24 protein-coding genes are annotated in these 22241 nt (G+C 72.7%); 20 read left to right on the plus strand and 4 right to left on the minus strand.

From position 1 onward, the window contains the following. Positions 1 to 326: 326 nt before the first annotated feature. From ACZ63J_RS32530 to ACZ63J_RS32555, 6 genes are read left to right on the plus strand one after another with little or no spacing between them, the layout of a single operon-like run. Positions 327 to 1016, plus strand: coding sequence for a response regulator transcription factor (locus tag ACZ63J_RS32530; RefSeq protein WP_465400367.1), 690 nt, complete (start codon positions 327 to 329; stop codon positions 1014 to 1016). Beyond that, positions 1013 to 2392: a HAMP domain-containing sensor histidine kinase gene (locus ACZ63J_RS32535; protein WP_465400368.1), complete on the plus strand. Its 1380-nt coding sequence runs from the start codon at positions 1013 to 1015 to the stop codon at positions 2390 to 2392. The genes ACZ63J_RS32530 and ACZ63J_RS32535 overlap by 4 nt, the downstream gene beginning before the upstream one ends. A 48-nt stretch (positions 2393 to 2440) precedes the next feature. After that, the gene (locus ACZ63J_RS32540) at positions 2441 to 3835 is read left to right on the plus strand and encodes a ferredoxin reductase family protein (protein WP_465400369.1); all 1395 of its coding nucleotides are present in this window, start codon (positions 2441 to 2443) and stop codon (positions 3833 to 3835) included. 13 nt (positions 3836 to 3848) lie between these two features. Then, entirely contained in the window at positions 3849 to 4289 is a 441-nt protein-coding gene (locus ACZ63J_RS32545; RefSeq protein ID WP_465400370.1) for an FMN-binding protein, read from the plus strand. Next, positions 4286 to 5026, plus strand: a complete 741-nt coding sequence (locus ACZ63J_RS32550) for an FAD:protein FMN transferase (RefSeq protein ID WP_465400371.1) — start codon at positions 4286 to 4288, stop codon at positions 5024 to 5026. Before ACZ63J_RS32545 ends, ACZ63J_RS32550 begins: the two co-directional genes overlap by 4 nt. 44 nt (positions 5027 to 5070) lie before the next feature. Then, positions 5071 to 5613 carry a DUF2231 domain-containing protein gene (locus ACZ63J_RS32555; RefSeq protein WP_465400372.1) on the plus strand — a complete coding sequence of 181 codons (543 nt, stop codon included), beginning with the start codon at positions 5071 to 5073 and terminating at the stop codon, positions 5611 to 5613. 21 nt (positions 5614 to 5634) lie between these two features. Here the strand turns inward: ACZ63J_RS32555 and ACZ63J_RS32560 are convergent, their stop codons facing one another. After that, positions 5635 to 6261, minus strand: a complete 627-nt coding sequence (locus ACZ63J_RS32560; protein ID WP_465400373.1) for a hypothetical protein — start codon at positions 6259 to 6261, stop codon at positions 5635 to 5637. Positions 6262 to 6349: 88 nt separating this feature from the next. On the opposite strand from ACZ63J_RS32560, the gene ACZ63J_RS32565 reads away from it, so the two are divergent. From ACZ63J_RS32565 to ACZ63J_RS32615, 11 genes are all read left to right on the plus strand, one after another. Beyond that, positions 6350 to 8281 (plus strand): thiamine pyrophosphate-binding protein, encoded by a 1932-nt coding sequence (locus ACZ63J_RS32565; RefSeq protein WP_465400374.1) that lies wholly within the window; start codon positions 6350 to 6352, stop codon positions 8279 to 8281. Between the two features lie 14 nt (positions 8282 to 8295). Then, complete coding sequence (locus ACZ63J_RS32570) at positions 8296 to 9000, plus strand: flavodoxin family protein (RefSeq protein WP_465400375.1); 705 nt, start codon at positions 8296 to 8298, stop codon at positions 8998 to 9000. A 3-nt stretch (positions 9001 to 9003) separates the two neighbouring features. Further along, a complete protein-coding gene (locus ACZ63J_RS32575) occupies positions 9004 to 10194 on the plus strand; it encodes a cation:proton antiporter (protein WP_465400376.1) in 1191 nt (396 codons plus the stop codon). Positions 10195 to 10235: 41 nt separating this feature from the next. Beyond that, entirely contained in the window at positions 10236 to 10877 is a 642-nt protein-coding gene (locus ACZ63J_RS32580) for an RNA polymerase sigma factor (RefSeq protein WP_465400377.1), read from the plus strand. Further along, positions 10874 to 11104 (plus strand): anti-sigma factor family protein, encoded by a 231-nt coding sequence (locus tag ACZ63J_RS32585; RefSeq protein WP_465400378.1) that lies wholly within the window; start codon positions 10874 to 10876, stop codon positions 11102 to 11104. The genes ACZ63J_RS32580 and ACZ63J_RS32585 overlap by 4 nt, the downstream gene beginning before the upstream one ends. Before the next feature lie 51 nt (positions 11105 to 11155). Next, entirely contained in the window at positions 11156 to 11872 is a 717-nt protein-coding gene (locus tag ACZ63J_RS32590; RefSeq protein WP_465400379.1) for a GntR family transcriptional regulator, read from the plus strand. Beyond that, positions 11869 to 12879 carry an ADP-ribosylglycohydrolase family protein gene (locus ACZ63J_RS32595; protein ID WP_465400380.1) on the plus strand — a complete coding sequence of 337 codons (1011 nt, stop codon included), beginning with the start codon at positions 11869 to 11871 and terminating at the stop codon, positions 12877 to 12879. Before ACZ63J_RS32590 ends, ACZ63J_RS32595 begins: the two co-directional genes overlap by 4 nt. Further along, complete coding sequence (locus ACZ63J_RS32600) at positions 12876 to 14321, plus strand: purine-cytosine permease family protein (protein WP_465338627.1); 1446 nt, start codon at positions 12876 to 12878, stop codon at positions 14319 to 14321. The genes ACZ63J_RS32595 and ACZ63J_RS32600 overlap by 4 nt, the downstream gene beginning before the upstream one ends. Beyond that, entirely contained in the window at positions 14318 to 15238 is a 921-nt protein-coding gene (locus ACZ63J_RS32605) for a PfkB family carbohydrate kinase (protein WP_465400381.1), read from the plus strand. Before ACZ63J_RS32600 ends, ACZ63J_RS32605 begins: the two co-directional genes overlap by 4 nt. A gap of 157 nt (positions 15239 to 15395) precedes the next feature. Beyond that, a complete protein-coding gene (locus tag ACZ63J_RS32610) occupies positions 15396 to 15908 on the plus strand; it encodes a VOC family protein (protein WP_465400382.1) in 513 nt (170 codons plus the stop codon). 121 nt (positions 15909 to 16029) lie between these two features. Next, complete coding sequence (locus ACZ63J_RS32615) at positions 16030 to 16290, plus strand: DUF3040 domain-containing protein (RefSeq protein ID WP_465400383.1); 261 nt, start codon at positions 16030 to 16032, stop codon at positions 16288 to 16290. Positions 16291 to 16662: 372 nt separating this feature from the next. Here the strand turns inward: ACZ63J_RS32615 and ACZ63J_RS32620 are convergent, their stop codons facing one another. Continuing rightward, entirely contained in the window at positions 16663 to 17220 is a 558-nt protein-coding gene (locus ACZ63J_RS32620; protein ID WP_465400384.1) for a DM13 domain-containing protein, read from the minus strand. A 310-nt stretch (positions 17221 to 17530) separates the two neighbouring features. Here ACZ63J_RS32620 and ACZ63J_RS32625 point away from each other — a divergent pair, with 310 nt between their 5' ends. After that, positions 17531 to 17944 (plus strand): nitroreductase/quinone reductase family protein, encoded by a 414-nt coding sequence (locus ACZ63J_RS32625; RefSeq protein WP_465400385.1) that lies wholly within the window; start codon positions 17531 to 17533, stop codon positions 17942 to 17944. A gap of 86 nt (positions 17945 to 18030) precedes the next feature. On the opposite strand, the gene ACZ63J_RS32630 is transcribed toward ACZ63J_RS32625, so the two are convergent. Beyond that, positions 18031 to 18675 (minus strand): DNA-3-methyladenine glycosylase family protein, encoded by a 645-nt coding sequence (locus ACZ63J_RS32630; protein WP_465400386.1) that lies wholly within the window; start codon positions 18673 to 18675, stop codon positions 18031 to 18033. Positions 18676 to 18744: 69 nt separating this feature from the next. Continuing rightward, on the minus strand, positions 18745 to 19623 hold the full coding sequence (locus ACZ63J_RS32635) for an alpha/beta fold hydrolase (protein ID WP_465400387.1): 879 nt from the start codon (positions 19621 to 19623) through the stop codon (positions 18745 to 18747). Between the two features lie 111 nt (positions 19624 to 19734). On the opposite strand from ACZ63J_RS32635, the gene ACZ63J_RS32640 reads away from it, so the two are divergent. Together ACZ63J_RS32640 and ACZ63J_RS32645 are read left to right on the plus strand one after the other, a co-directional pair. After that, positions 19735 to 21654, plus strand: a complete 1920-nt coding sequence (locus tag ACZ63J_RS32640) for a BTAD domain-containing putative transcriptional regulator (protein WP_465400388.1) — start codon at positions 19735 to 19737, stop codon at positions 21652 to 21654. A gap of 91 nt (positions 21655 to 21745) precedes the next feature. Continuing rightward, positions 21746 to 22219: a carboxymuconolactone decarboxylase family protein gene (locus tag ACZ63J_RS32645; RefSeq protein WP_465400389.1), complete on the plus strand. Its 474-nt coding sequence runs from the start codon at positions 21746 to 21748 to the stop codon at positions 22217 to 22219. Positions 22220 to 22241: the final 22 nt, after the last annotated feature.

Raw genomic sequence — 22241 nt, forward strand, 5'->3', positions numbered from 1 at the left:
GGCACACAGCCCGCAAGAGCAAAGACAACCCCAAAAGGAAACAAGACGACAACCCCCCCCCCCCCCCCCCCCCCCCCCCGGTCCCCTGCGACGGGCATCGCTCCCGCGCAAAGCGGGTACTCCTCAGTCATGACAGACGAAGACCATCGTGCCGACAGCCCACAGCCACCCGAACCCGATCCCGAACCCGAAGCCCGGACTCTTGACCGGGGCTTGGCCCCGCAGTCGGAGGCCCCGGAGATCACATCGACCCACCCCCTCGACCGCGGACTCGCCCCACCCGACGACGAAGAGTGAACTGAAGCAGGCGCGGGCATGATGACCTGATGCCACACCGCGTCCTGCTCGCCGACGACGACCGCGCCATCCGGGAGTCTCTCGTGCGCGCCCTCGACCTCGAGGGCTACCGCGTCACCGAGGTCGCCGACGGGGTCGGCGCCCTCGCCACCGCCCGCCGCGAGGACTTCGACGTGCTGATCGTCGACGTCATGATGCCCGGCGTCGACGGCCTCGGGGTCTGCCGCGTCCTGCGCGCCGAAGGCGACCAGACGCCGATCCTCATGCTCACCGCCCGGGTCGAAACCCCCGACCGGGTGGCCGGCCTGGACGCCGGGGCCGACGACTACCTGCCCAAGCCCTTCGAGCTCGACGAGCTGCTGGCCCGGTTGCGGGCCCTGCTGCGCCGGACCACGGCCGAGGCAGGCTCGGCTGCCCAGCGCACGCTGCGGCTCGGCGAACTGGCGGTCGATCCCGCGGCCCGGCGCGTGTGGTGGCAGGGCACCGAGATCACCCTGTCGAAGACCGAGTTCGACCTCCTGGAACTGCTGGTCCGCAACGCCGGGATCGTCCTCGACCGGGCCACGATCTACCAGCGGATCTGGGGCTACGAGTTCGGCGCCGACTCCAAGAACCTCGCCGTCTACATCGGTTACCTGCGCCGCAAGCTGGAGCAGGCCGGCGCGACCGAGCTCATCCACACCGTCCGCGGCGTCGGCTACTCGGTGCGCCCGGCATGAACCTGCGCAGCAAGCTCGCGATCGCCTTCGCCGGGGTTGGCGCCGCGGCGGCGATCCTGGTCGGCGTCTTCAGCTACCAGGCCGCGTCCGAGCGCATCAGCGCGGAGCTGGACCGGTCGCTGCTGACGACGTCGGCCGAGGTCGCGGCCGGCGCCACGCAGGTGCTCGCGCCGAGCCCGGTCACCCGCGGGGCCGATGACGACGACCACGACGAAGCCCAGCCCATGGTCGCCCAGGCGATCACCCCGGACGGCGCCGTCCGGCCCGTCGGCGGGCGGCCGGTCCGGCTCGCCGTCGGCGCCGAAGACCGGGCCCTGGCCGCGAACGGCTCCTTCGGTGACCGCCGCTACCAGGACTTCACCGCGCCTCCCGACGACTACCGGGTCATCACGGTCGCGCTCGGCGGTGGTCGCGGCGCGCTGCAGCTCGGCATCGACGTCGACGAGTCCCGGCACGTGTTGAGTGCCCTGGCCGCCCGCATCACCGGTGTCAGCGCGGCCGTCCTGCTCGGGGCGGCGCTGGCCGGCTGGCTGCTGGCCCGCCAGATCACCCGCCGCCTCGTCCGGCTGACCCAGGCCACCGAGCAGGTCAGCGACGGCCGCTTGGCCGACGTCGCGGTCCCGGCCGGCGGCCGCGACGAGGTCGGGCGGCTCGCGACGTCGTTCGACCGCATGCTCGGCCGCCTCGCCGACGCCCGCGCCGACCAGGAACGCCTGGTCCAGGATGCCGCGCACGAGCTGCGCACGCCGCTGACCAGCCTGCGCACCAACGCCAGCGTGCTGCGGCGCTTCGCCGAGCTCGGCCCCGACGCCCGCGCCCGGCTGCTCGACGACGTCGACGGGGAAACCCGCGAGCTGACCCACCTCGTCGACGAGCTCGTCGAGCTGGCCACCCGTCGTTACGAGGCCGAAGAGCGCAAACCGGTCGAACTGGGCGAGGTCGTCGCACGCGCGGCCGGTCGCGTCCGGCACCGCTCGGGCCGCGACATCACCGTCCGGACCGACGCCACAAGGCTCACCGGCCAGGCGAAAGCCCTCGAACGCGCGGTGTCGAACCTGCTGGAAAACGCCGTCAAGTTCGCCCCCGCCGGGACGATCGAGGTCGACGTGCGCGCGGGCCGGGTCCAAGTCCTCGACCGCGGTCCCGGGATCGGCGACCAGGACGCGGCCCGGGTGTTCGACCGCTTCCACCGCGCCGACGGCGCCCGCGGCCTGCCGGGTTCCGGGCTCGGCCTGGCCATCGTCCGGGAGATCGCCCTCGCCCACGGCGGCTCGGTGTTCGCCGAGCCACGCCCGGGTGGCGGCACGGCCGTCGGTTTCACCGTCGGCGCCGAGCTGCTCTTACCCGATTCTCACCCAGGTCACGTCGAGGGCTAACCGGGCTTGGGGAGGGTGGACGGAGACGATCACCTTCCAGGAGCACCGATGTCGACCACCGCCCTCGCCGCGCCCCGGCTCGCGCGGCCGCGTCCGGTCCGCGCGTGGTGGCGTGACGCCGCCGGGCTGACGGCCTGGCTGAGCCTGTTGTTCGTGACCGCGCTGTGGGTGTCGGGCCGCGGTCTGCAGGACCTCGGCTCCCCGGCCGGGTTCCTCACCTCGGCCGGCCGGCTCACCGGACTGCTGTCGGCCGACCTCTTGCTGCTGCAAGTGCTGCTGATGGCGCGGATCCCGTGGGTGGAGCGCAGCTACGGCCAGGACGAGCTGGCCCGCCGGCACCGGCTGACCGGGTTCACCTCGATCACGCTGCTCGCGGCGCACATCGTGCTGATCAGCCTCGGCTACGCCGCCACCGACCGGTTCGGGCTCCTCGGCGAGGTCTGGACGCTCGTGACCACCTACGCGGGCATGCTCCTGGCCACCGCCGGCGCGCTCGCGCTGGTCATGGTCGCGGTGACGTCGGCGCGCGCGGCCCGGCGGCGGCTGCGGTACGAGTCGTGGCACCTGCTGCACCTCTACGCCTACCTCGGCGCCGGGCTCGCGTTGCCACACCAGCTGTGGACCGGCGCCGACTTCACCGCGTCCCCGTTCGCGACGGTGTTCTGGTGGACCGCCTACGCCGCCGCGGCGGGCGCGGTCCTGGTGTTCCGGCTCGGGCTGCCGGTGTGGCTCAACCTCAGGCACCGCCTGGTCGTCGAACGCGTCGTCCGAGAAGGCCCCGGCGTCGTCTCGGTGTATCTGCGCGGCCAGCGCCTGCACCTGCTTCCCGTGGCGGCGGGCCAGTTCTTCGTCTGGCGGTTCAGGTCCGGTCCGGGCTGGACGCGCGGCAAACCGTTCTCGCTGTCGGCCGCTCCCGACGGGCGGCGGCTGCGGATCACCGCGAAGGACCTCGGCCCCGGAAGCCGGCGGCTGGCCACCCTGCGCCCCGGCACCCGCGCCTTGGTCGAAGGTCCGTACGGCCGCCTCACCGGCGCCGTCCGAAAAGGACGGAAACTGGCTTTCTTCGCGTCCGGCATCGGGATCACACCCCTGCACGCGCTGCTGGCCGACCTCCCTTTCCGACCCGGTGAAGCAATCCTGTTCCACCGCGCCGGCACCTCGGCGGACCTGCTGTTCCGGACCGAGCTGGCCGGCCTCGCCGCGAGCCGCGGCATCCGGATCCACGCCCTGCCGGGCCCCCGCTCACGCGACCGCGCCTCGTGGCTGCCGGCGGACTACGCCCCCGTCCCCGACGAGCAGGTGCTGCGCCACCTGGTCCCCGACATCGCCGAGCACGACGTGTACGTCTGCGGCCCGGACGCCTGGACCGCGGCGGTGCTCGCCTGCGCCCGCCGTGCGGGCGTCCCCGCCGACCGCGTCCACTCCGAACGGTTCGGCTGGTAGGAAAGGACCTCCGATGCGCAGGATCACCCTCGCCTTCGCGGCGACCGTCTCGGTCGTGGTGCTGCTCTTCAGCTACCGCACCAGCACCGGTCCGACCCAGGCCGCCGCCGGCCATCCCCTCGGCGCCGGGACACAACCGACCCGCACCACGAGCCCCGTCACCTCGGCGCCGGCCGTCGCCGGCACGTTCACCGGTGACGCCGCCGACACCCGCTACGGACCCGTGCAGGTGCAGATCACCGTTGCCGGCGGCCGCGTCACCGACGCCCAGGCCGTCCAGTACCCGCAGGAGAGCGGCCGCGACGTCCGGATCAACTCCGCCGCCGTGCCCGAGCTCAACCAGGAAGCGCTGAAGGCGCAGAGCGCGCAGATCGACACAGTCAGCGGCGCGACCTACACCTCCGAGGGCTACCAGCAGTCCCTGCAGTCGGCGATCGACGCGGCCCACCGGTGACCACCGGCCACCGGCAGCGCCGGTCCTGGCACCGGTCGGTCATGGGCACCGAGGTCAGCCTGCACCTGCGCGGCCCGCGAGTGGGCAGCGACCCCGCCGTCGAACCGGCCGTGGCCGCGGTGTTCGGGCACCTGCGCATGGCCGACGAGCTGTTCAGCACCTACCGCCCGGACAGCCAGATCAGCGCGATCCGCCGCCGCGAGCTCTCCCCCGGCGACGCTCATCCGTGGGTCACCGAAGTCGTGGCGCTGTGCGAGGAGGCCCGGCAGCGGACCGAGGGGTACTTCGACGCGTGGCTGCCCGGCGGTTTCGACCCGTCCGGCCTCGTGAAGGGCTGGGCGGCCGAAGGCGCCGCAGCGCACCTCTCCCGCCTGCGCGGCGTGGACCACTACCTCAACGCCGGCGGCGACGTGACCGGCCGCGTCGCGCCCCGGTGCCCGGCGTGGCAGGTCGCCGTCCAGGACCCGCAGGACGCACACGCCTTCCTGGCCATCCTCGAGCTGCGCGGCGGCGGAATCGCGACGTCCGGCTCGGCCGAACGGGGACGGCACATCGTCGACCCGCACACGGGCCGCCACCCGGCCGGCCTGCTCGCCGTGACGGTCACCGGGCCGACCCTGCTGTGGGCCGACGTCTTCGCCACGGCGGCGTTCGCCCGCGGCGGCTCCGACGTCGAACGCTGGGTCGCCGCACGCGCCCCCGACTACGGCGTCGCCGCGCTCGCCCGGGCACCCTGACCGGCTGCCCGCCCCGCCCTCGCCCGCACTCCACAAAGGACACCATGACCACCGTCAACGGCCTGCCCGCCCACATCCTGCTCGTGCACACGATCGTCGTCCTGCTCCCGCTCGCCGGGCTGCTGCTGGTGCTCAGCGCCGCGTGGCCGGCGGCCCGCCACAAGCTGGCCGGGCCGAACGCGATCCTGTCGGTCGTCGTGGTGGTCCTGGTCCCCGTCACCACCGACGCCGGCGAATGGCTGGAGCGCCGCGTCGCGCCGACACCGCTGGTGCGCGCCCACACCGAACTCGGTGACACAGCGCTGTACGTCGCGATCCCGGTCGCCGTCCTGGCGCTGGTGGTGTGGTGGCGCCGCCGCGAAAACCTGCGGGCACAGGCCACTGACACGGCGACGACTGTCAGCACCCGCCGCCGGACATTCTTGGCGCCGTCCTCGACGGCGGCGACGGCGGTCATCGCGGTCCTGGCGGTGATGGCGGCCGGCGCGGCGTGGTACGACGTCTACCGCATCGGCGACTCCGGCGCCCAGGCGAGCTGGCAGGGTAAGTTCAGCACCGCGCCCGCACCGGCGGCGCCGAACCGCTGAGCACCTCGGACACGGCGTGCCTCATGGGCGGGCAGCGAGCTCACGACCGGTACGGAAGAACCGGACGACGGCGTCCGCGCCACCGAGCTCGGCCATCGTCCGGGTCGCCCCGAAGGCCATGTTCCAGAACTCACCCCGGCGAGGCTCGAAGGGCCCGACGTAGGCGTAGGGCTCGGCGACGTGCTGGTCGCCGGGCGAGACGCCGTAGTTCACCTGGTCGAGGGTGATCGCGACGTCGAAGTGTTCCGGCCACAGGATCGGCGTGCTGCCGGGCGCGAATTCACGGAGCGCGCGGTCCCCGGCGGCGAACGCCGCCACCAGCGTCTTCACCGCCTCCGCGTCGAGGGCCATCACCTCGCCCGTCCGCACGCCCGGACCGCCGCCGTACACCCCGGCGGGCTCCCCGGCTTCAAGGCCGGCCGCCGCGGCCACGTCGTCGTACGAGCGCCCGTCGAGAGAGAACCGGCCGGCTTCCGTAAGGAGTTCGTCACCTTCGACGCGCCGGTCGGGCCCGGCCGAGGTGGCGAAACCGCCTTCGACCACGCGCAACTCGATCCTCCTGGTCGCGCGGTGCTGAGGTCCGGCGAGCAGCAGCTCCGCGGCTCCGTGCAGGAAGCGCCGGGTGGTTTCCAGCACGTTCTCGGTCATCGTCGAACTCCTCGTGTAACGCCTGGCCCCGGCCGAGGCACTGAGTCTGCCGCGACGGCACAGTGTCCGCGAACCAGGGAGGCGTTACATGACGGAGAACGGCTGGCACCGGGTCGACCCGGCGGACGTGCCGGACGACGGCCGGGTCCGCAGCGTCACGGTCGGCGGCCGCAGCGTCGCCCTGTCCCGCTGCGGCGCACGGCTGGGCGCGCTGGAGAACCGCTGCCCGCACCAGGGCGGGCCGCTCGGCGAAGGCTCGATCGAAAAGGGCTGGCTGCGCTGCCCGTGGCACGGCTACGACTACGACCCGGTGTCCGGACAGCCTCCGGAAGGCTTCGGCGACAGCGTCACCACCTACCCGGTCGAGCAGCGCGAAGACGGCGTGTTCGTGCAGCTCCCGGAGCCGGCCGAGCCCGCGCGCACGGTCGCCGACGTGCTCGTCGAGACGCTCGTGGCCTGGGGCGTCACCCACGTCTTCGGCATGGTCGGGCACTCGAACCTCGGGTTCGCCGAGGCGCTTCGCCGTGCCGAGGAGCGCGGTGACCTCACCTACGTCGGGATCCGGCACGAAGGGGCGGCGGCGTTCGCGGCGAGCGCGTACGGCAAGCTCACCGGCCGTCCCGCGGCGTGCTTCGCGATCGCCGGGCCCGGCTCGACGAACCTGCTGACCGGGCTCTACGACGCGAAGCTGGACGGCGCGCCGGTGCTCGCGATCTCCGGCCAGGTGCCCTCGAAGGTGCTCGGCCGCGGCGCCTTCCAGGACGTCGACCTCTCCGCGGTGTTCCGCGACGTCGCCGTCTCGACCACGACCGTCCACAGTGGCAGCAACCACGCCGAGCTGGCCGCGCTCGCGGTCAAGCACACGATCGACCGGCGCGGGGTGGCGCACCTCGTGCTGCCCGACGAAGTCCAGGTGCAGCCGAGCGACGCGCCGCCGTCCACTCCGGACGGCCGCGCCGCCGACCGCCGGATCCGGCCCGAGGACGCTGCGATCGACGCCGCCGCAGCGCTGGTCCGCGACGCGCCGCGGCCCGTCCTGATCGCCGGGCACGGCGCACGGGGCGCCGAGACCGAGGTCCGGGAGCTGGCCGAGGCGCTCAACGCGCCCGTGCTGACCACGTTCAAGGCCAAGGGGCTCGTGCCCGACACGCATCCCCTCGGGGCCGGGGTGCTGGGCCGCAGCGGCACGCCGGTGGCGAGCTGGCTGATGAACGAGGCCGACCTGCTGATCGTCGTCGGCGCGTCCTTCGCCGACCACACCGGGATCGCCGCCTACAAGCCGATCCTGCAGATCGACGACGAGCCCGCCGCGATCGGCCGGTTCGACGCGGTCACGACGTCGCTGCTCGGCGACGCCCGGCTGACCGTCGCCGCACTGACCGCCGCCCTCGGCGCGACGAAGGCCGAGGACCAGCGTCCCGACGTCGCCGCGCGGTGGGAGATCTGGCGTGCGGAGAAGGCGCGCCGGGCGCGGGACGACCGCTGCCGGGGCGTGGCCGCGGCGGCCGTGTTCGACGCGCTCTCCCGCCACCTGCCCGCCGACGCCGTGGTCACCGTCGACGTGGGCAACCACGCCTACTCCCTCGGCCGCTACCTGGAGTCGCAGGGCCAGCCCGTGCTGATGTCGGGCTACCTCGGCTCCATCGGGTTCGGCTACCCGGCCGCGCTCGGCGCGTGGGCGGCGGCGCCGGGCCGCCCGATCGTCGCGGTCACCGGGGACGGCGGCTTCGGGCAGTACGCGGCCGAGCTGACCACCGCCGTCAAGTACGGCATCCCCGTCAAGCACCTGCTGCTGAACAACAACGCCCTCGGCAAGATCAGCAAGGAGCAGCTCGCCGGGGACTACCCGGTCTGGCAGACCTCGCTGCGCAACCCGGACTGGGCCGCCTACGCCGAACTGTGTGGCGCCACCGGCCTCCGCGTCACCGCCCGCGACCAGCTCGACGCCGCCATGACGGCGTTCTTCGCCACCGACGGACCCGCCCTGCTCTGCGTCGAACAAGACGCCGAACTCCTTTGACCGGAAGGAAAACCATGCCGAACTACACCGACCTGCGCGCCCTGTTCCTCAACTGCACGCTCAAGCGCTCCCCCGAGCCCAGCAACACCGAAGGCCTGATCGACGTCAGCCGCGGCATCATGGAGAAGAACGGCGTGCACGTCGACGTGCTCCGCGCGATCGACCACGACATCGCCACCGGCGTCTGGCCCGACATGACCGAGCACGGCTGGGCCACCGACGCCTGGCCGGGCATCTACGAGCAGGTCATGGCCGCCGACATCCTCGTCATCGCCGGGCCGATCTGGCTCGGGGACAACAGCTCCGTCACCAAGCTCGTCATCGAACGGCTCTACGCCTGCTCGCACCTGCTCAACGACGCCGGCCAGTACGCCTACTACGGCCGCGTCGGCGGCTGCCTCATAACCGGCAACGAGGACGGCGTCAAGCACTGCGCGATGAACGTCCTCTACAGCCTGCAGCACCTCGGCTACACCATCCCGCCGCAGGCCGACGCGGGCTGGATCGGCGAGGCCGGGCCCGGACCGTCCTACCTGGACCCCGGCTCCGGCGGCCCGGAGAACGACTTCACCAACCGGAACACCACGTTCATGACCTGGAACCTGCTGCACCTCGCCCGGATGCTCAAGGACGCGGGCGGCATCCCGGCGCACGGCAACCAGCGCAGCGAATGGGACGCCGGCTGCCGCTTCGACTTCGCCAACCCCGAGTACCGCTGAGCCGTGCCCGGCGTCGAGTTCGTCAACCTGTTCGCGGTGACGGCGATCGCGCTCGCCGCGCCGCTGGCACTCGCACTCGTCCCGAAGCTGCGGGTGCCGGCGGTGGTGCTGGAGATCGTGCTCGGGATCGTCGTCGGGCCGTCCGTGCTGGGCTGGGTCGACGCCGACGTGCCGGTGCAGATCGCCGCCCTGCTCGGCCTGGCGTTCCTGCTGTTCCTGGCCGGGCTGGAGATCGACGTGCACCGGCTGCGCGGGCGCGCGCTGCGGCTGGCTCTGCTCGGCTACGGCGTCACGCTCGCGCTCGGCCTGGCCGCCGGCGCCGGGTTCGGCGCGGCGGGCTGGGTGACGAGCCCGGTGCTGATCGCCGTCGCGCTGTCGGCGACGTCGCTCGGCCTGGTCGTGCCGGTGCTCAAGGACGCCGGGCAGGCCGAGAGCGCGCTCGGGCAGGCCGTGATCGCCGCCTGCTCGGTCGCCGACTTCGCCGCCGTCGTGCTGCTGTCGCTGCTGTTCTCCACCTCCGGCGGCAGCACCGGCGGGCGGATCGTGCTGCTGGTGGCGTTCGCGCTGCTGGTCGCGGTGACGGCAGCGGTGGTGGCGCTGGCCGGGAAGTCACGCCGGCTCGGTGCGACCCTGACCCGGCTGCAGGACACCACCGCCGAGATCCGCGTGCGTGCCGCGGTGGTGCTGCTGGTCGCGTTCGTCGCGCTCGCGGAGGCGTTCGGGCTGGAGAGCATCCTGGGCGCGTTCCTCGCCGGTGCGGTGGTCGGGCTGCTCGACCGGGACGCCGCGTCGCATCCGCGGTTCCGCGTGAAGCTGGACGCGATCGGGTACGGCTTCCTCATCCCGGTCTTCTTCGTCACCAGTGGACTGCGGCTGGACCTCGGTGGGTTGCTGGCCAACCCCGCGGCGTGGGCGCGAGTTCCGCTCTTCCTGGCGGCGTTGCTGCTCGCCCGCGGCATCCCGGCGGTGGTGTACACACGCGAGTTCGGCCGGCGTCCGGCGGTCGCGGCCGCACTGCTGCAGGCGACGTCGCTTCCGTTCCTCGTCACCGCTTCCCAAATCGGTGTGCTGACCGGGTTGATGTCCCCGGTGACGGCCGCCGCGCTGGTGTGCGCGGGCCTGTTGTCGGTACTCGTCTTCCCGGCGAGCGCGCTTTCCCTGCTGCGGAACCGGGAAGGGGCCGCCGTAAGGTGACGGTCATCTTTTTCCCTGTCTGCCACGGTTATATTCGCCTGGTGACGACGCTGCCGCCGGACGAGGAGCTGGTCGCCGCGGTCCGCCGCGGCGACGACGAGGTCTTCGCCGCGGTGCTCGACGCGTGGTCGGCGTCGATGCTCCGGCTGGCCCGTTCGTTCGTGTCCACGCACGCTTCGGCCGAGGAAGTCGTGCAGGAGACCTGGCTCGCGGTGCTCAAGGGCGTCGACGCCTTCGCAGGCAGATCGGCGTTCAAGACCTGGGTCTACCGGATCCTGGTCAACACGGCCAAGAAGCGCGGCCTGGCCGAGCGCCGGAGCGTCCCCTGGACCAGCCTGCTGCCCCGGGACGAGGACCACGGCCCGACCGTCGACCCCGCCCGCTTCCAGAACGCCGGCGGTGCCTACCCCGGCCACTGGCGGGAGGCGCCGGCGGCATGGACGTCGCCGGAGGACACCGCGCTCAACCTCGAGATCCGCCGGGTGATCACCACCGTGCTCGACGAGCTCCCGGCGCGGCAACGGGCGGTGCTGAGCCTGCGCGACGTCGGGGATCACACGGCCGAAGAGGTCTGTGCGATGCTGCGGATCTCCGCGGCCAACCAGCGCGTGCTGCTGCACCGGGCCCGCGCGGCCGTCCGGGCGCGGTTGGCGGAATACCTGGGCGAGGGGGTGCGAACGTGAACTGCGACGAATTCGTCGAGCTCGTCACGGCGTTCCTCGACGACGCTCTCGACTCCGCCACCGAAGCCCGCTTCATCGAGCATCTCGCCCTGTGCGAAGGCTGCGAGCGCTACCTCGACCAGTTCCGCACGACCATCGACGAGCTGGGCCGCCTGCCCGCGGAGACCCTCTCCCCCGAAACGCGTGCGGCCGTCCTCGGCGCTTTCCGCGACTGGCACACCTCCTGACGGACGTCGTCACGGTCTTGCGCCCTGGCTGTCGCGCTGTACTGTACAGGTATGAACAGGCTTGGACAGGTTCACTTCGGGAAGCGGGACCGGCTGATCGCCGAGCTCGCCGCGCAGATCCGCTCGGGCCGGCTCGCGCACGGGGCGCGGCTGCCCGGCGAAGTCGAGCTGGCCGGGCAGTACCAGGTCAGCCGGGGCACCGTGCGGAGCGCGCTGTCCGAGCTGCAGCGGCGGGATCTCATCGCCACCCGGAGCGGGATCGGCTCGTTCGTCACCTTCGACGGCGTCGAGCTGGACCAGTCCGTCGGCTGGGCGACCGCCCTCGCCGGGTCGGGCTTCACCATCGGCACCGAGCTGCTCGGCATCGAGCGGGTCGCGGACGCCGCGCTGACCGAGCGGTTCGCCGTACCGGAGTTCGTGGCCGTGCGCCGGTTGCGCCGGGACCGGGAAGCCAGCCCCGTCTCCTACGAGGTCGCGCTCGTACCCGCCACCGGCACGCTTGCCGACCTGCCCGAGCGCGGTTTGGTGCGCGGCTCGCTCACCGCCACCCTCACCGACGCCGGCCTCGTCGCCACCGGCGGTGAACAGTGGCTCGGCGCCGAACCGCTCGCCTCCGACGCCGCCGCGCTGCTGGAGCGTCCCGCCGGCACGCTCTTCCTGCTCGCCACGCGCACGAGCACCGACGCGGACGGCGGGCTGGTCGAACACGTCGTGAGCCTGCTCGACCCGGCCCGGTTCCGCTTCCACCTGGGCTTCGGTGACCGGTGAACGCCCGCGACCGCGCCCTCGGCGCCTTCACCGGACTCGCCCTCGGCGACGCGCTCGGCATGCCCACCCAGTCGTTCTCCCCGGCGCAGATCGCCGCCCACTACGGCGTGGTCGACACCCTGCTCGACGCCGTGCCCGAACAGCCGATCGCGCCGAACCTGCCCGCCGGCACGATCACCGACGACACCGAGCAGGCCGTCCTGGTCGCCGGGCTGCTGCTCGACGGCCACGGCCGGATCGACCCGCACGTCTTCGCGAAGGCGCTGCTGGACTGGGAAGCCGACATGATCCGGCGCGAACTGTCCGACCTGCTCGGGCCGTCCACCAAACGCGCCCTGCAGCTGCTGGAATCGGGCACCCCGCCGGAGCGGGCCGGCCGGTTCGGCACCACCAACGGCGCGGCCATGCGCGTCACGCCGATCGCCATCGCCACTCCGCCGGAGCTCGGCACGCTGCTCGACGCCGTCGTCGCGGCCAGCGAGCTGACGCACAACACGAGTCTCGGCATCGGTGGCGCCGCCGCGGTCGCCGCCGCCGTGACGGCCGGCATCGACGGCGCGGACCTGCCGCAGGCGCTGGACTTCGCCGAAAAAGCCGCGGCCGCGGCGGCGCCGCGAGGCCACTGGAGCGCCGGCGGTGAGATCGCCGCGCGGATCCGGTGGGCCCGGCGCTGGGTGCGCGGTATGGACGCCGACGAGCTGACCGCCGCCGTCACCGGCGTGATCGGCACCTCGGTCGCCGCCCAGGAGTCCGTCGTCGCGGCCTTCGCGATCGCCGAAGCGCTGGGCGACCGGCCCGAGAAAGCGCTTACCTTCGCCGCCGGCGTGGGCGGCGACACCGACACCGTCGCCGCCATGTGCGGGGCGATCCTCGGCGCCCGGCACGGCCTGGCCGGACTCCCGGCCGACCTCGTCGAAACCGTGCGGAAAGTCAACCGCCTGGACCTCGAACCCGTCGTCGACGGGCTGCTCGACCTGCGCAACTCGGCCCAAAGGAGTCGCCGATGACCACCACCGAAACACCCGCCGAAACCGACGGAGCCCTGGAAACCCGCGGGATCGAGCCCGTACCCGAAGCCGAACGCACCGGCCACCCCATGCAGCTGTTCTGGGTCTGGTTCGCGGCGAACATCTCGATCCTCGGCCTGCCGCTGGGCGCGACGCTCGTCGCCGTCTGGCACCTCGCGTTCTGGCAGGCCGCGATCGTCGCCCTGCTCGGCGCGGTCGGCTCGTTCGCGATCGTCGGCGCCGTCTCCATCGCCGGCCGCCGCGGCGGCGCGCCCGGCCTGACGCTGTCCCGCGCGGTCTTCGGGGTACGCGGCAACGCGGGCCCGACCGTCGTCTCCCTGATTTCCCGGCTGGGCTGGGAAACCGTCAACACGACGACGGCGGCGTTCGCGCTGCTGTCCTTGTGCGCCATCGTGTTCGGCACCGATTCCCGGGCCAAGTCGGTCCCCGTGCTCACGATCGCCTGCATCGCGGTCTTCGTCGTGTGCACCGTGATCGTGTCCGGGCTCGGGCACCGCGTGCTCGTGGCCGTCCAGCGGTGGGCGACCTGGATCTTCGGGGCGCTCAACATCGTCGTCGGAACCGCGCTGGTGACCACTGTGGACTGGCACGCGGTCGGCTCGGCGTCGCCGGCCTCGCTCGGCGCGATGATCGCCGGGATCGGCACGATCGCGGCGGGCACGGGCATCGGCTGGGCCAACGCGTCGGCGGACATGTCGCGCTACCAGCACCCGGCCGTGCGCGCCGGCTCCCTCGTCGCCTCCGCCGCCGTCGGCGCCGGAATTCCCTTGGTGCTGCTCATCTCGCTGGGCAGCCTGCTGTCGGCGGGCGACCCGGCGCTGGCGCAGGCCGGTGACCCGGTCGCCGCGATCCGGGCGATGCTGCCGGCCTGGATGGCGGTGCCGTACCTGATCGCCGCGTTCGGCGGGCTGCTGCTGTCGAACCACCTGTCGGTGTACTCGGCCGGGTTGACCACGCTGACCCTCGGCGTCCGGATCAAGCGCGTCTACGCCGTTGTCGTCGACGTCGTGGTGACCACCGCGGGCGCGATCTACTTCATGCTGGTCGCCGACAACTTCTACGACCCGTTCATCGCGTTCATCAGCCTGCTCGCCGTGCCGATCACCGCGTGGGTCGGCGTGTTCGTCACCGACATGACGCGCCGCCGGACCTACGACCCGGACGCCCTGATGGACATGCGCCGCACCAGCCGTTACTGGTACCGCGGCGGGGTCGAGCCGCGGGCGCTCGGGGCGTGGGCGGTGGCCATCGTGGTGGGCTACCAGTTCACGACCGCGGGCTCGGGCGACGACGTCTGGTTCACCGGGCTCTTCGCCGGCAGCTGGCCCGGCCAGAACGGTCTCGGCTGGGTGATCACCTTCGTCGTCGCCGCCGGCCTCTACGGCCTGTCCGGCGGCGCCCGGCGCGGAGCCGGCCGATGACCGGACGGCTGGTCCACACGGGACAGGTGGTCGTGGACCTGGTCATGCGCGTCCCGGCCCTGCCCGCGCCCGGTGGCGACGTCCTGGCCGCGGGCACCGCGCTCCACGCGGGCGGCGGCTTCAACGTCATGGCCGCCGCCGCCCGCTCGGGTGCGCGGGTCGTCTACGCCGGGGCGCACGGCACGGGCCGGTTCGGCGACCAGGCGCGGGCCGCACTCGCCGCCGCGGGCGTCGAAGTCGTCCAGCCGATCACCGCCGAGGTGGACACCGGCGTGTGCGTGGTGCTCGTGGACGACTCCGGCGAGCGGACGTTCGTGACCGGCACGGGCGCCGAGGGCAAGCTGCCGAGGGACGGATTGTCCGGCGTGCGGACGACCGCGGAAGACCTGGTCTACGTGACCGGCTACAGCCTCGCGCACGAATCGAACCGGGCCGCGCTGCGCCAGTGGCTGCCCGGTCTCGACGGGCCGCGCGTGCTGTTCGACCCGGGACCGCTGGCCGCCGATGCCGGCGATCTCGCCGCGATCCTCCCCAGCGTGGACATCCTGTCCGCCAACCTGGCCGAGGCCCGCGCGCTCAGCGGCGAGACCGACGCCCGCGCGGCGGCGAAGGCGCTCGCGTCCCGGCTCCCGGCCGATGCGGCGGTCATCGTGCGCAACGGCGCGGCCGGCTGCGTGCTCGCCCAGGACGGCACGGTCACGGTGGTGCCGGGCTTCCCGGTCACCCCGGTGGACACCAACGGCGCCGGCGACGCCCACTGTGGCGTCCTCGCCGCCGCGCTGCTGACCGGCGCGGACCTGACCACCGCGGCGACCCGGGCGAACGCGGCCGCGGCGTTGTCGGTGCTCGAGCCCGGTCCGGCCACCGCGCCCCCGGCCGAGCGGATCGACCGGTTCCTCGCCTCGGCGCGCAGATGAACAACGCGGCCGTGAATGCGCACAGTCGATTCACGGCCGCACGACCCGTTCGAGGTGACGACCCGGATGCCCCAGCGAGATCACTAGCGGTCACCTCCTGACCGCTATTGGGGGCACAGTCAGGTCAAGTCGCTCGCACGAACCGCAGGAGGATCCCATGGCCGTCAGCACGCTCACCCACCTCAACTTCACCGGCAACGCCCGGCCGGCACTGGAGTTCTACCGATCCGTCTTCGGCGGCCACCTCATGCTCATGGAGCACGGCACCCAGCTCGGGAGCCCGACCGACGGCCGCGACACCGGCTACGTGCCGATGGCCGCGGACGACCCCGACGCCGGCCGCGTCGCCTTCGGCATGGTGGTAGCCGAAAACGGGTTCCGCATCGCCGCCTACGACGTCCTCGGCACCACCGGCACCACCCAAGCCGGAGGCATCGCCGCACCGCCCGGCCCGGCGGCGCCGCGCGCCCACGGAGTCACCCACACCGAGCCGTTCTTCGTGCTGCTCAACGGCGACTCCCTCGACGAGCTGGCCCCGCTGTGGCAAGGACTGTCCCAGGACGGCACCGTGATCGCGGAGCTCGGCCCCGCGCCGTTCGCGCCGGTCTACGGCATGGTCACCGACCGGTTCGGCGTCACCTGGGTCTTCGGTCTCACCCAGGGTGGCTGACCCGGGTCCGGCCGACGCGCGCAGTAACACCTTCGAGTGACTTGTCACCGGTCGGGTGGGAGAAGCCCGTTCGGGTGGGCATTCCATTCCGTTGCGACTTCGCGCGGCGAGAGAGGTGCCCATGTTTCCCGAGGACGAACGGCGCGCGCTCGAGCGGATCGAAGCCGAGCTATCGGCCACCGATCCCGCCCTCGCCGACCGGTTCTGCCGGCCGCCCGACAGGTGGCGGTGGTTCTTCGTGCTGCTGGCGGTCACCGGCGTGTGCGCGCTCGTCGTGGGAGTCTTCGTGGGCAGCGGAAGCCTGACGGTCGTGGGGATCGTGACGATCGGCGTGCTCGCCATCGAGCACTTTTCCCGGCGGCCCGGCAAGCCTGACGGGTGACCTCGGACCCCCACCCCGCCGGGGATGAGGTTCAGGCTTCGAACCCCGCCGGCGGCCGTGGCCTCGACGAGGGAGAAGCCGCCGAGGTGCTCCCTGCCCTCGGCGAACGGACCAGCGGCTCGCCGCTCAGCCGGGTGGGTCGCGCTGACCAACCGGCGCGGCACCGGCCTCCTGGCGAGCGGCGAGCCGCTGCTGGAGGTCAACGCTTCGCACTTCACGCCGGAGGATCTGTCAGCTGTGAACAACAGCCAGATGGGCGTCGGCGGCGACAACAGCTATACCTGCCGGCTGCGCCCGCTCCTCAGACGGGACCAGGCCATGGCACTCAGCCGCCGTCTCACCGCGACCTCGCCATGACGGCAGGCCGGGCCCTCAGGCGGGCCGGCTGGTCAGCTCCGCGGCGCCGAAGGAGACGTCGAAGCGGTCGCACCAGATGCTCACGCTGGTGTAGCCGGTCAGGTCGGTGCCCGCCGGCAGGGCGTAGTTCTGGTTTCCCTTGTTGCCCTTGAGCTTGCCGGCGTCGAGGTGCTTGCCGTTGTCGAAGACGTCCCAGCCGTCCTTGCCCGGCCGTACCGGCGCGTCGGTGAGCCAGACGTGGACGTCGGGGCCGCTGCTGGTGGCGAGGTCTTCCAGGCGCAGCACGAGTGATCCGTCCGCCGCGCGCAACACCCGGACCGTCCCGGTGGTCCGGTGCTCGTGACTGATCAGCGTGCCGGCCGCGACCTCGACCGGTGGCGAGGCTGCCGATTCCTTGACGGGCGCAGAAGGCTGCGACACGGGCGCGGCGGCCGGAAGGCTTTCCTGCACCGTCTCGTCCACCCACAGCCGCCACGGCTGGAACCAGTACAGGCCCGCCGCGACCGCGACCAGGCCCGTCACCAGGACGCCGATCAGCCAGGGCCGGGCGCGCCGGCGGGTCGTGCCGTTCATCTCGTTCTCCTCCGTTGTCCGCGATGCCCTATTCAACGGGACGAATCGCCCAGCAGTGCTCCAACGCGCGGTTACCGATCTCTTACGGACGCCCCGGGAACACGCGGTCGATCAACGTGCCGGTCAGCTCGTCCAGCCCATGCGCGCCGACTGAGCCGCAGCGCGTTCGTCGGCTTGATCGGCTTGGGGTTGTGTCACGACGGAGTCGACCAGTCGCGGTGCGAGCTGCTTCACTCGGGACCGGTCCCCGGCACCGTGAGCTAGGAACGGGACGGCCGTCCCCGGCCGCCGGCAGTGAGGAAAGGAAGCCATGCCCGATTTCAACGAGGTGAACCCAGCGGTCATCGCCGAGTTCCGCGCCAACGGCGGCGAGGTCGGCGGCCCCTTCGCCGGTGACACCCTCATTCTGGTGCACCACTTCGGCGCCCGGTCGGGCACCGAACGCGTTTCGCCCCTGGCCTGCTACTCCGAGGGCGGGCGCTTGTTCGTCTTCGCCTGCAAAGCCGGCCTGCCGGAGAACCCGGCGTGGTACCACAACCTGATGGCCCACCCCGAGGTGACGGCCGAGCTGGGCGACGAGACGTTCCCCGTGCGAGCCAAGGAGATCAAGGGCGCGGAGCGCGACGAGATCTACGCCAAGAACGTCGCGCAACGACCCCAGTTCGGCGAGTACCAGGCGAACGTCACCCGGCTCATCCCGGTCGTCGAGCTGGTCCGCCGCTAGCCGGCGCAACGCCAGGTTGTGAATCCCGGCCACCCGGGCCGCACCCGGTGGTGACGCCGGCGCGTCCGGAGCCGGGTTCCCCGGTGCTATCGGGGAGCTTTCCGACGTGCCAAATAGTGGTGCCACACCAGCATCGTTCCGATGGTGCGGTACGGGGCCCACTCGCCGGTAGCCGCGGCGACCTCGGTCGCAGGCGTGCTGCGAGGGAGGCCTTTGAGCGTCTTGAATCCGTTCACCGCCGCCAAATCGCCCATCGGGAAGAGATCAAGACGGTGCAGGACGAGAATCAGATAGACGTCGACGGTCCAGTTGCCGATGCCCTTCAACCTGACCAGGCGTTCCCGGATCGCGTCATCGGGCAAGGTGGCGAGTTCGGCGAGATCCAGGTTCCCGTCGGCGATCTCCTGAGCCAGTCCTCGCACATAGCCGATCTTCTGTCGGCTGAAATACGTTGCGCGCAGCTCCTCGTCGCTGAGCGCGAGGACGTTCTCCGGCGTGATCGTGCCGATTCTGTCGCGGAGCTTTTCCAGTGCGGCCTTGGCCGACGCCAATGACACCTGCTGTTCGAGGATGAACCACACGAACGACTCGAAGGTGTTGGCGCGATCCCAGAACTCCGGGTAGCCGTACTCGCCGACGATCCGGGCCAAGTCGGGATCGTCGGCCGCCACCTTGTCACACAGGCCGGGCAGGTCGGCCCCGGTGAACGTCCGGATCGTCAGGTCGGTCATGGGTACAGTCTTCACCTCGGTGTGGCGGGTGGGTCCGGGGCCGCCGGCCACCCGCGATCTCCCCGGGACTCAGCGGGCCAGCAGGTCCCGGATCGCCGCCGCGATCTCGTCGGGAGCCTCCTCGGCCATGAAGTGCCCGGCCCGGGTCAGCCGGTGATCGAGGTCCGGCGCCCACGCCTTCCAGACGCCGGCGGCGTCGTAGCCCAGCTGCGCGCCCCAGTCCTGCTGGACGACCGTCACGGGCATGGCCAGCTGCGACCCGGCGTCCAGATCCGCCTGGTCGTGCGCGACGTCGATGCCCGCCGACGCGCGATAGTCCGCGACGATCGACGGCACCGCGGCGCCGCTCGCCCGCAGGTACTCCGCACGCACGCCCGCCGGGATCGCCGCCGGATCGTTGGCCCAGGCGTCGAGGAACGAGCCGAAGAACGCGTCGGCGCTGGCGGCGATCATCGTCTCCGGCAGGCCGGGCGGCTGCGCCATGAGGAACAGGTGGTAACCGACCGCCGCCGACACCCCGTGCAGGACGTTCCACATGTCAAGCGTCGGCACGACGTCGAGGATGCCCAGGTGCGTGACCGTCTCGGGGTGGTCCAGCCCGGTCCGGAAGGCGACCAGGGCGCCCCGGTCGTGCCCGGCGAGGGCGAAGCGCTCGTGACCGAGCGCCGCCGCCAGGCTCACCACGTCGGCGGCCATCGTGCGCTTGGCGTAGACCTCTTCCGTGATGGCCGCCGGCTTGGCGCTGGCGCCGTATCCCCGCAGGTCGGGACAGATCACGGTGTGCTCGCTCGCGAGCCGCTCGGCGACGTGCCGCCACATCAGGTGCGTCTGGGGAAAGCCGTGCAGCAGCACGACCGGGCTGCCGCTGCCGCCGACCGCGGCGGCCAGCTCCACACCGTCCGCGCCGGGCAGGCGGAGGTTGTCGAAACCGGGAATGGAGAGCGTCATCGAAGGCCGTCTTTCTCGTCGGGGATCTGACTCGGTCAGCCTGCGCGGCGGCGATCAGCAACCGATCAGTGCGGAGGGGCGCGCCCGCTCACCGGCACCGATGATGGGGGCATGCGAATCGACGTGCTCGGGACCGTGCGGGCGCTGCGCGACGACGGAAGCCCGCTCGAGCTGGGCGGGCCCCGCCATCGCGAGGTGCTGGCCCGGCTCGTCGCCGCCGAGGGCCGGCTGGTGACCACCGACACCCTGGTCGACGACCTGTGGACCGACCCGCCGGCCCGCGCCGTGGGCGCGCTGCGCACCTTCGTCGCCGCCCTGCGCCGCGCCCTCGAGCCCGACCGGCCACCGCGCACGCCACCGCGGGTGATCGTCACCGAGGGGCCCGGCTACGTCCTTCGCCTGCCGCGCGAGGACGTCGACGTCCACCGGTTCGAAGACGCCCTGACGCGCGCCCGGAACAACCCTGCCGCCGGGTCCGACCTCGGCGCGGCTCTGGCGGCGTGGCGCGGGCCGGCCTACGCCGACGTGCCCGGGTCCGCATGGGCGCTGCGCGAACGGGCCCGCCTGGAGGAGCTGCGCCTCACGGGCGTTGAGCTGCGGGCCGGCATCCTCCTCGACGCCGGGGACGGGGCCGAGCTGGTGGCCGAGCTCGGCGCCCACGTCGCCGAACACCCGTGGCGCGAACCGGCCTGGGGGCTGCTCGCCCGGGCCCAGCACCGCGCGGGCCGCCAGGCCGACGCGCTGGCCACCCTCCGCCGCGCCCGCACGATGCTCGTCGACCGGCTCGGGCTCGACCCCGGACCCGGCCTGCGGCAGGTGGAAACGGAGATCCTCACCGGCGCCACGCCCGCGTGGACCGGCGCGGGAACCCGGCTCGGCCCGCGCACCACCGTGGATCTGGCCCGCACCCTCGCGCTGGCCGGCGGCGACGCGCTCGTCCACTCGCGACGCGACCGCCTCGCCGCGATCCGGGCCGCGGAACGCACCGGGGACCTCCGGCTCACCGCTCGCGTCATCGGCGCCTACGACGTACCGGCCATCTGGAGCCGGGCCGACGACCCCGGACAGTCGCGAGCCGTCGTGGCGGCCGCCGAGCGCACGCTGAGCGCGCTCGGCCCGGACGGACCCGCCGACCTGAGAGCCCGCCTCCTCGCGACGGTCGCCGTCGAGAGCCGCAGCGCCGGCCTGACCGAAGCCGAGCTGAACCACGCCCGGCAGGCCGCACAGGAGGCCGAGGCACTGGCCCGTGACCTGGCCGATCCCGCCCTGCTGGTCTTCGCGCTCAACGGCGTGTTCCTGCAGTCCTTCACCCGCCCCGGGCTCGCGGCCGACCGGGACCGGATCGGCGTCGAGATCCTCGAGCTGGCGACCCGGCACGACCTGCCGAACTTCGCCGTCCTCGGCCGGCTCATCCGGTGGCAGTCCGCCTCGGCCTTCGGCGACCTCGACACCGCGGCCGACCATGCGACGGCCGCCGAACGACTCGCTGCCACGACCGAGGCACCGCTCGTCTCCGTCCTCACGGGCTGGTTCCGCGCCCGGGCGGCAGCCGCCCGTAGCATCGAACCCGGCGGCCCGACCGCCGCCGCGGCCGCGGCGCAGTACCGTGCCGCGGAGGACGCGCTGCGGACGGCCGGAATGCCGGGTCTGCACCGCGGTCTGTTTCCTCTCGCCCTGCTGGGGCTTCGCCTGCTGCACGGCCGTTCCGCGCCCACCGACCCCCATCTCGACTGGGGCCCGTACCGCCCCTGGACGCAGCCGCACGTGCTGCTCGCCCAAGCCCGGACCGAAGAGGCGCGCACCGCCCTCGCCCAAGCACCCGAACCGGCCCACGACCACATGCAGGAAGCGATGTGGTGCCTCACCGCCCACGCCGCGGCCCGCCTCGGCGAGCGCGAAACCGCCGCACGCGCCGCGGCGGCGCTGCGCGACGCCGACGCGGAAGAGGCCGGCGCCGGCAGCGGGATGCTGACCCTGGGCCCGGTCAAGCGGTACCTGGTGGACGCGGAGACGGGCACGAGCGAGCGTTGACCGTCGTCGCGCAACCACTTCTCCGTGTCACAGGACGCCGGGCTATCTCGTCTCGGGGGTGTAGCCACTGACGATCACGGAGGAGCACACGATGGACGCGCGACTGAACTACTTCACCGGCCCGAACCCCGGCAAGCCCCTCAAGTACTTCATGTCGGCGGGCATGGCACTCAAGGAATACCCGCTGCCGGCCGCGACTCAGGAGCTGGTGGCGCTGCGCGTGAGCCAGATCAACGGCTGCGCCGCCTGCATAGACATGCACACCAAGGACGCCGCCGCGGCCGGGGAGAGTCCGGTGCGGCTGAACCTGGTTGCGGCGTGGCGGGAGGCCACGGTCTTCACCGAGGCCGAACGCGTCGCGCTGGAGCTGGCGGAGCAGGGGACCCGGGTCGCGGACGCGGCCACCGGCGTCAGCGACGAAGTCTGGGCGCGCGCGACCCAGCACTACGACGAAGAGCAGCTCACCGCCCTGGTGATGATGGTGTCCTTCATGAACGCGGTGAACCGGCTGAACATCATCACCCGGCAACCGGCCGGCGGCTACGAGGTCGGGCAGTTCCACTGAATCGACCGGATGACACAAGGGG

Source organism: Amycolatopsis sp. NPDC104863, assembly GCF_055582965.1.

Excerpts from the sequence above, each read along its gene's own strand:
- ACZ63J_RS32640 (WP_465400388.1), top strand. The coding sequence starts at position 19,735 with ATGCGAATCGACGTGCTCGGGACCGTGCGGGCGCTGCGCGACGACGGA.
- ACZ63J_RS32570 (WP_465400375.1), top strand. The coding sequence starts at position 8,296 with ATGCCGAACTACACCGACCTGCGCGCCCTGTTCCTCAACTGCACGCTC.
- ACZ63J_RS32605 (WP_465400381.1), top strand. The coding sequence starts at position 14,318 with ATGACCGGACGGCTGGTCCACACGGGACAGGTGGTCGTGGACCTGGTC.
- ACZ63J_RS32530 (WP_465400367.1), top strand. The coding sequence starts at position 327 with ATGCCACACCGCGTCCTGCTCGCCGACGACGACCGCGCCATCCGGGAG.
- ACZ63J_RS32565 (WP_465400374.1), top strand. The coding sequence starts at position 6,350 with ATGACGGAGAACGGCTGGCACCGGGTCGACCCGGCGGACGTGCCGGAC.
- ACZ63J_RS32560 (WP_465400373.1), bottom strand. The coding sequence starts at position 6,261 with ATGACCGAGAACGTGCTGGAAACCACCCGGCGCTTCCTGCACGGAGCC.
- ACZ63J_RS32590 (WP_465400379.1), top strand. The coding sequence starts at position 11,156 with ATGAACAGGCTTGGACAGGTTCACTTCGGGAAGCGGGACCGGCTGATC.
- ACZ63J_RS32545 (WP_465400370.1), top strand. The coding sequence starts at position 3,849 with ATGCGCAGGATCACCCTCGCCTTCGCGGCGACCGTCTCGGTCGTGGTG.
- ACZ63J_RS32635 (WP_465400387.1), bottom strand. The coding sequence starts at position 19,623 with ATGACGCTCTCCATTCCCGGTTTCGACAACCTCCGCCTGCCCGGCGCG.
- ACZ63J_RS32555 (WP_465400372.1), top strand. The coding sequence starts at position 5,071 with ATGACCACCGTCAACGGCCTGCCCGCCCACATCCTGCTCGTGCACACG.
- ACZ63J_RS32625 (WP_465400385.1), top strand. The coding sequence starts at position 17,531 with ATGCCCGATTTCAACGAGGTGAACCCAGCGGTCATCGCCGAGTTCCGC.
- ACZ63J_RS32630 (WP_465400386.1), bottom strand. The coding sequence starts at position 18,675 with ATGACCGACCTGACGATCCGGACGTTCACCGGGGCCGACCTGCCCGGC.
- ACZ63J_RS32610 (WP_465400382.1), top strand. The coding sequence starts at position 15,396 with ATGGCCGTCAGCACGCTCACCCACCTCAACTTCACCGGCAACGCCCGG.
- ACZ63J_RS32540 (WP_465400369.1), top strand. The coding sequence starts at position 2,441 with ATGTCGACCACCGCCCTCGCCGCGCCCCGGCTCGCGCGGCCGCGTCCG.
- ACZ63J_RS32620 (WP_465400384.1), bottom strand. The coding sequence starts at position 17,220 with ATGAACGGCACGACCCGCCGGCGCGCCCGGCCCTGGCTGATCGGCGTC.
- ACZ63J_RS32535 (WP_465400368.1), top strand. The coding sequence starts at position 1,013 with ATGAACCTGCGCAGCAAGCTCGCGATCGCCTTCGCCGGGGTTGGCGCC.
- ACZ63J_RS32615 (WP_465400383.1), top strand. The coding sequence starts at position 16,030 with ATGTTTCCCGAGGACGAACGGCGCGCGCTCGAGCGGATCGAAGCCGAG.
- ACZ63J_RS32645 (WP_465400389.1), top strand. The coding sequence starts at position 21,746 with ATGGACGCGCGACTGAACTACTTCACCGGCCCGAACCCCGGCAAGCCC.
- ACZ63J_RS32600 (WP_465338627.1), top strand. The coding sequence starts at position 12,876 with ATGACCACCACCGAAACACCCGCCGAAACCGACGGAGCCCTGGAAACC.